The sequence below is a fragment of the Citrobacter sp. wls708 genome (genome assembly GCF_005281255.1).
Classification (GTDB): Bacteria; Pseudomonadota; Gammaproteobacteria; order Enterobacterales; family Enterobacteriaceae; genus Citrobacter; species Citrobacter werkmanii.
This window is the reverse complement of the sequence record NZ_SZXE01000014.1, coordinates 1-7,604: the sequence shown is the minus strand read 5'-3', so window position 1 is coordinate 7,604 and position 7,604 is coordinate 1. Positions and strand designations below refer to the sequence as shown.

Here is a 7,604-nt window from a genome sequence, read left to right as displayed (position 1 = left end):
GGCTTTTTTTTCGCATATTGCACGCCTGCTGGGGGATAAGAAGCCCCGACCGGGGTTCGACTGCTGGTGTAGTGAGGATTAAAAGAAACGGCCCCTCTCACCACTGGCAAGAGGGGCCGTTCGTTATAACCGGCTGTCGATTATGCGCCTACTGGCACATTATGCGCGGTGTTTTGCAGCACCGGTCCGGTATATTTCTCGATCTGCAACTGTGACATCTGCCCGCAGTTCCCCTGCGCCAGGCTGGAGGAACCGACGTCAAAGGTCAGGCAGTTGACGTTACCGTTCTTGCACAGCGAACCAGGCTGTGACGGATCGGCCGGGTCAAACCACGCCCCTTCGCTGATCCGCACCACCCCTTCACGGACGTTATCGGTAATCACTGCCCCAACCAGGATCTGCCCGCGATCGTTAAAGGCACGAACCAGATCGCCCGCACTAATGCCACGTGCGCTGGCATCCTTCGGATGGATCCAGATAGCCTCACGGTCGGCTACTGCATACTTCTTACGTAGCGGCGTGTTGTCGAGCTGAGAGTGTAGACGGTTAATCGGGTGACCGGTATTCAGCGACAGCGGGTATTTCGCTGCTTCCGGCCCGCGATACCACTCGTGAGGCGGCATCCAGGTCGGGATCGCTTTACAGTCCTCGTAGCCCATTTTGGCAATGGCATCAGAATAGATTTCGATTTTGCCGGACGGGGTACCCAGTGGATTAAGCAGCGGGTTCTCGCGGAAATCAGCAAAGCGTACCCACTGTTTATTCTCTTCCGGAATCGGGAAGCGGATATAGTTGTTGGACGCCCAGAACATATCAAACGGCGGCAGCGCCACGCGTGCGTTACGCGCCTGAGCTTTCATGTCGTCATACATGCCTTTTAACCATAACATCTCATCTTTACCTTCGGTAAAGGCGTCGTGTACGCCGAGGATTTCGGCAATACCGGCAAAGACGTCAAAGTCATTTTTCGCTTCATGCTGCGGCGGCACACACTGACGTAGCGGGAAGACGTAGAGCTGCGAGTAGTCGCCGCCCATGTCCAAATCGTTACGTTCATAGGTCGTGGTAACCGGCAGCACGATATCGGCATGTTTCGCCGTTGCCGTCCAGTAAGGTTCGTTGACGACCACGGTCTCCGGGTTCTGCCAGGCTTTGACCAGGTTATTGGTATCCTGATGTTGGTGGAAGGTATTCCCCCCCGCCACGTAGACCATTTTAATATCCGGGTAGGTCACTTTCGTGCCGTTATAATCAATGGTCTTGCCAGGGTTCGCCAGCGCATCGGCAATACGCGCTACCGGGAACGGTGTAATGTCTTTTGCCGCCGGAGAGGTTGGGCTACCCGCCGAGATCCCGGCGAGAATGCCGCCGCGCGCGGTCGGACTACCGCCGGAAGAGTAGTGATAGCTAAAGCCGAAGCCGCCGCCAGGCAGACCAATCTGCCCCAGCATCGACGCCAGGGTCACCATCATCCAGTGCGCCTGCTCGCCGTGATGTTGGCGCTGAATGCCCCAGCCGCCCATGATCATGGTGCGGTGTTTTGCCATATCGCGCGCCAGCTGTTTGATCACCTCGGCGTCAACACCGCTGATGTCCGCCGCCCAATTGGCGTCTTTCACAATACCGTCGTCCTGACCGGTCAGATACGCTTCAAACTTATCGAAGCCGACGGTATAGGTTTTCAGGAAGTCAGCGTTATGCAGTTTTTCCACCAACAGCGTATGGGCAATCCCCGCCATCAGCGCGCAGTCGGTATAGCTGTGCGGGCCAATCCACTCGGCACCCAGCATGCGGGCGCTGTCGCTGTGCACCGGATCGATACAGATCATCCGGGTGCCTTTTTTCTTCAGCGCTTCAAAACCAGTCTGGCTGACGTGATCCGGCAGGTTCCAGCTGTTTTTAAGCGTGATCATAGGGTTACAGCCAATCATCACCACCAGCTCGGTGTTTTCAATGACGTTCGGCCATGCGGTCTGTTGCTCGTAAACCTCAACAGAGCCCACTACATGCGGCATAATTACCTGTGCGGCACCGGTCGAGTAGTCGCCGGAGTAGCCGACAAAACCGCCCGCCAGGTTCATCATGCGCTGCAGTAGCGTTCTTGGGTTGTGGAACATCCCCACGCTTTTCCAGCCATAAGAGCCCGCATAGATAGAGGACGGTCCGTGCTCTTTCTGCAGACGGCTGATTTCACCGGCCACCAGATGCAGCGCCTTATCCCAGCTCACGCGCACCCACTCATCGCGGCCACGCAGCTCTGGTTTACAGTCTTTCGCGCCGCCTTCCAGCCAGCTTTTACGCACCATCGGGTACTTGATGCGGTTTTCGGCATACACCTGATAAGGTGCCATGGTAATCAGTTCGTTCGGATACGGATCGTCTTTCACCGGACGAACGTCAACCATTTTGCCATCGCGGACAATCGCTTCAAACGCGCCCCAGTGGGCACCGGTCAGAATGCCGCTTTCCGCCTGGCGTAACGCCACAAACTGCGGCAGCGCCTGGCTTATCGCTTCGGCCAGCGCCGAGCGTGGCCACATTCCCGCCAGCAGCGGCGCCGCCATTAAAGCTCCGGCACCAGCCAGAAAACGGCGACGAGTCAGATTCATAGCTGCTTCCTGGCTCTGCTGCGCCATGTCATGGTCATTATTCTTTTTCATCATGGCTCCTTATTTTTTATCCTGATCGGCTGCTGCAGGCATGTCGCTCGCGTGTTTTTGTACGTACTGAGTCAGAAGACGAACCTGTTCCTGCGTCAGCGACGTACGACCGGACATGCCTTTAACCACCCCAATCCACTGGTTGGCGTTAAAGCGATTCAACTCGGTAAGACCGTGGCAACCGGTACAGTTGTTAGCCATGAGTTCGGAGGCGTAGCTCCAGATTTTTTGTTGATCGCCAATCAGACTTTTCGCCGGCAGCCAGACCTGCAGATCGACTTCATGCCAGACCTGTTTCGTCTCTTCATCGGTTACCGTGCTGTTCACTTTCAACGCTTTACGCGCTTCCTCACCCAGCAGGGCGCTCATGATGCGTTTACCACGCGCGGCGTAGAACGCCTCGGTGACGCCATCCTGCTGCCAACCTTTGACGTCAGCCAGTACCATATCACCGTCACGTTTCACTACCTGCACTTCGGTGGAAGCCATCAGGTTACCGTCGTTATGATCGGTTGTTTTCTCACTAAGCCAGAACGGTTGGGTTTGAATGGTGTACAACGTGGTCGCCGTTGCCGGCGTTTTCGCTGCCGCATTCGCCAGTTCGCTCGCCCCTGCTGCCGCCAGGCCACTCATGTTCGGTAGAATGTGTGCGACGCCTTTATGACAATCGATACAGGTTTGGCCCTCTTTGATCGCCACCGGGTGCTGCTTACGGGCTTCAGGCGTTTGCGCCAGTATATCCATCGCTTTGTAGTCGTGGCAGGAACGACAGGTTGCCGAGTCGTTCTTCTTCAACCCATCCCAGACGCTCTGGGCCATCGCGAGCTTATGCGCCTCGTATTTTTCTGGGGTATCGATTTTGCCGGTCATTTCACCCCAGACATCTTTCAGGGCGCCAATTTTGGTCAGCATATAATCGATCGGTTGGTGGGGAACGTGGCAATCGGCACACTCGGCGCGAATACCTTTATTGTTCTGGAAATGCACACTGCCCTGATATTCCGCCAGAGGTTGTTGCATGGTATGACACGACACGCAGAATTCAGTGTCGCTGGTTTTATGCATGATAGTTGCCGTACCCGCCAGCAGCACGACACCAATAATGATCCCAACCAGCAGGGCGATAAATATAATTTTTCGCCTACCTGAACGTTCCAGTGAAAGTTTTCTCATCTTATTATTTAACCCTTTTCCTAAAATAAAGACGCAATAGTCCTTGCCACATGACAATCGCTATATAAAAATATTTATAGCGATTACCGTCATCTTCTACTCCAACAATGCTTATGGAAGTTTGATTCTGCGGGCTAATCATCAGAGGTTGATTAGCCGATAATTTCAGCGTGGTATCACATTGCAAATCGAACAAACCTTCGCGCAAATGTTGATATATTTTGATTATTTCAGTGTAGCGATTTGTTCTTTTTTCGCGCGGTCGATACTACGAATAATGATCTCTCGTTGGCTATCGTCCGGCGGTAACAGTTTCAGCATCAGTTGCCATGCTGCTATCGCTTTATCATATTGTTGATGCTCAAAGGCGTTAAACGCCACAAGGCTGAGTACCCTTACATCGTTATGGTTATTTTTAAGCAACGTATCAAGCAACTGCTGGGCTTCACGGCTATCATTCGGATCCGTAGAGTGCAGCAATGCTTCGGTATAGCCCAGTTGCGCATCCGCATTTCCCGGCGCCAACTGTCGCGCTTTATCAAATGCCTGTAACGCAGCCCCGGGGTTATTCAGCACCAGTTGTAGCCTACCGAGCATCGTCCAGCTTAGCTGGTCTGCCGGATATTGCTGCAGACGAGTACGTAGCCCCAGCGCCAGGCGAAACAGCTCTTCTTCCGACAGCGGTTTCCCCTGGGGATCCATCACGCGCTGCATCAGTTGCGGCGTCTGCTGCACGACCTGCTGCCACTCAATTACACGGGGGACGTAACTCGTTCGGACGAATACCCCTACGCATAAAGAGGTTAGTATAATAACCCCGAGAATATACACCCAATAGCTACTATTTTTGTTATCCGTTTTTGGCGACTCAGGCAAATCTTCCAATAAATTCAAGCGTAAATCGTCAACCAACTGCTGTTGCTGAGCCGCATTTACCGGAGAAATGTCTTCATCAAGCTCCTGAAGACGCGCACGAAAAATCATATGATTCATCGTATTACGATCAACGCGCTGTCTGCCTGACCAAGGAATAAACAGCAGTGCCGCCGTCCCCAGCAGTAAAATCATCATGATAAGAAAAGCGACGATCATTTCAGGGTCCTTTTGTTTTCATCGAGAAGCGCTTGCAAACGCGCCTGCTCATGCGGACTAAGTTCCGTTTCCCGCGCTGCCCGCGGGCGACGGCTTAAACGGAAAATGACCAGCGCGCCGCCCAGTACAAAACAGGCGGGCAGCAGCCAGAGGATCAGCGTCGCCAACGTTACCGGCGGCTCATAGGTGACGAAGTTACCGTAGCGCGCCACCATATAATCGGTAATTTGCTGATTGCTTTGCCCCTCCTCCATCAGTTGCCAGACTTTTTTACGCATATCGGCGGCAATCATCGAATTGGAGTCGGCAATACTGTTGTTTTGGCATTTCGGGCAGCGCAGTTGCGCGGTCAGTTGGCGGAACTGTTGCTCCTGAGCCTCATTTTTAAACGGATAAGTGTCAATCGCCGCCAGCGCCTGAAACGATAGCAGCGCCGTCAGCAACGTCATTAGCAAAAATCTCACGCGCTGCCCTCCCGACTGTATTTATTCCACAACGGCAGGATTTCCTGCTGCCATACCTGTTCGTTCAGATCGCCTGCATGGCGGTAGCGAATAATGCCTTTGCCGTCGATAAGAAAGGTTTCCGGCGCACCGTAGACACCGAGATCCAATCCCAGCATACCGTCACCATCAAACACCCCCTGCGCGTACGGATTACCCAGCTCCTGCAGCCAGTCCAGCGCCTTCTGGCGATCGTCTTTATAGTTAATGCCCACAATGCGAATACCCTGCGCCGCGAGGGAACGCAGGTATTGGTGCTCCGCGCGGCAAGTTGGACACCAGGTCGCCCAGACGTTAAGCAGCACCGGCTTACCGTTGATAATACTGGACGCGTCCAGCATCACGTCAGGCTTCTCCAGCGACGTCAGATGAAACGCGGGGAGCGGTTTGCCAACCAGCGCCGACTCCAGCGCCGTCGGGTCATCGCCGTCGCTATTGCGCAGCAGTTGCCACATCAGCGCCGCCACCAGAACCAGAAAGATAACCAGCGGCAGATAAAGGACTTTGCGGTTCATTGTGCGTTCTCCGGCAGCGATTTACGTAAGCGGTAGCGCGGGTCCAGAATGCACAATACGCCACCAAGCGCCATTAACATTCCGCCAAACCAGATCCAGCGAACAAACGGTTTGTAATACAGGCGCACCGCCCAACTGCCGTCATCCAGTTCTTCACCCAGCGCGGCATACAGATCACGCACCAACCCGCCGTCGATGGCGGCCTCGGTCATCTCCATCCGGCTGCTGCTGTAGACGCGTTTTTCTGCCCGCAGCATGCTGATATGCCGCCCGTCCTGCGAGACGTCAATCACCGCTTCACCACCAAAATAGTTCGGACCTGTAATGTCCTGAACGTCGCGGAAGACAAAGTGATATTGATGAATATCGACGCTATCGCCCGGCTTCATACGCACATCGCGCTCAATGCTATAGTTCTGGCTAAAGGCGATGCCAATCACCGTAACCACCAGCCCGACATGCCCAGCCACCATCCCCCAGTGGCTGCGCCCCAGGCGAGTTAGCCCGCGCCAGAAGGTATGGCGATCGGTAGCGCGTTCCACTACCTCCATCACTGTCAGAACCAACGCCCACAGCGACATCAGCAGACCAAGCACGGTCATCGCCTTAATACGGTCCTGTATCAGCCACGGCAGCACCACGGCCAGCACAATCGACACCAGCGCCGCAACCAGCAGCCGCTTACGCAGCTTATGCAATTCATCGCGCCGCCAGCGCACCAGCGGCCCAATCCCCAACAGTAGCGAGAAGGGAATCATCAGCACGATAAACAGCGAATTAAAGAATGGTTCACCAATTGAGATACTACCCAGCCCCAATAATTTATGAATCAGCGGCAGTAGTGTGCCCAACAGCACCACCAACATCGCGGCGATCAGCAGGACGTTATTCCCCAGCAGCAGCGACTCACGCGACCACAGCTCATGGCGTACCCGAGAGCGCACCTTCCCGCCTTTAATGGCAAACAACAGCAGCGAGCCGCCGATGGTGATCACCAGCAGCGCCAAAATAAACAGGCCGCGCGTCGGATCAGAGGCGAATGAGTGTACAGAGATGAGCACCCCGGAACGCACCAGGAAGGTGCCGAGCAGGCAGAGCGAGAAGGCGAGGATTGCCAGCAGCACGGTCCAGGATTTGAAGCTACCCCGCTTCTCCGTTACTGACAGTGAGTGAATCAGCGCCGTGCCGGCCAGCCACGGCATCAGCGAGGCGTTTTCGACCGGATCCCAGAACCACCAACCGCCCCAGCCCAGCTCGTAGTATGCCCAGGCAGAACCCAATACGATGCCCACCGTCAGGAAGCTCCACGCCGCCAGCGTCCACGGACGCGACCAGCGCGCCCAGGCGCTGTCCAGACGTCCGGTCATTAACGAGGCGATGGCAAAAGCAAAGGCGACGGAAAAACCCACGTACCCCATGTACAGCATCGGTGGATGAAAAATCAGTCCAATATCCTGCAGCATCGGATTCAGATCGCGGCCCTCAATCGGAAAGTCCGGCAGCGTGCGAACAAACGGGTTCGAGGTCAGCAGGATGAACACCAGGAAGCAGAAGGAGATCATCCCCATCACCGCCAGCACGCGGGAAGATGCTTCCAGGGGAATGTTGCGGCTAAGCGCCGCCACGGCAAAGGTCCAGCCGCTCATCAGTAGCACCCACAG

At 55.0% G+C, this 7,604-nt stretch carries 6 protein-coding genes; all 6 read right to left on the bottom strand.

Going from position 1 to position 7,604, the window contains the following annotated elements; translation table 11 throughout:
- Nucleotides 1-140: 140 nt before the first annotated feature.
- The gene (gene torA / locus FDW97_RS05185; RefSeq protein WP_137350729.1) at nucleotides 141-2,660 is read right to left on the bottom strand and encodes a trimethylamine-N-oxide reductase TorA; all 2,520 of its coding nucleotides are present in this window, start codon (nucleotides 2,658-2,660) and stop codon (nucleotides 141-143) included.
- A gap of 9 nt (nucleotides 2,661-2,669) precedes the next feature.
- Nucleotides 2,670-3,833, bottom strand: a complete 1,164-nt coding sequence (locus FDW97_RS05180; RefSeq protein WP_069323301.1) for a NapC/NirT family cytochrome c — start codon at nucleotides 3,831-3,833, stop codon at nucleotides 2,670-2,672.
- A 225-nt stretch (nucleotides 3,834-4,058) separates the two neighbouring features.
- A complete protein-coding gene (gene ccmI, locus FDW97_RS05175; protein ID WP_087856996.1) occupies nucleotides 4,059-4,925 on the bottom strand; it encodes a c-type cytochrome biogenesis protein CcmI in 867 nt (288 codons plus the stop codon).
- Nucleotides 4,922-5,389: a cytochrome c-type biogenesis protein gene (locus tag FDW97_RS05170; RefSeq protein ID WP_077223854.1), complete on the bottom strand. Its 468-nt coding sequence runs from the start codon at nucleotides 5,387-5,389 to the stop codon at nucleotides 4,922-4,924. Before FDW97_RS05170 ends, ccmI begins: the two co-directional genes overlap by 4 nt.
- Nucleotides 5,386-5,943 carry a DsbE family thiol:disulfide interchange protein gene (locus FDW97_RS05165; protein WP_085048541.1) on the bottom strand — a complete coding sequence of 186 codons (558 nt, stop codon included), beginning with the start codon at nucleotides 5,941-5,943 and terminating at the stop codon, nucleotides 5,386-5,388. The genes FDW97_RS05170 and FDW97_RS05165 overlap by 4 nt, the downstream gene beginning before the upstream one ends.
- Nucleotides 5,940-7,604, bottom strand: a 1,665-nt coding sequence (locus FDW97_RS05160; RefSeq protein WP_137350728.1) for a heme lyase CcmF/NrfE family subunit, incomplete at its 5' end; no start/stop codon positions are given. The genes FDW97_RS05160 and FDW97_RS05165, both read right to left, overlap by 4 nt.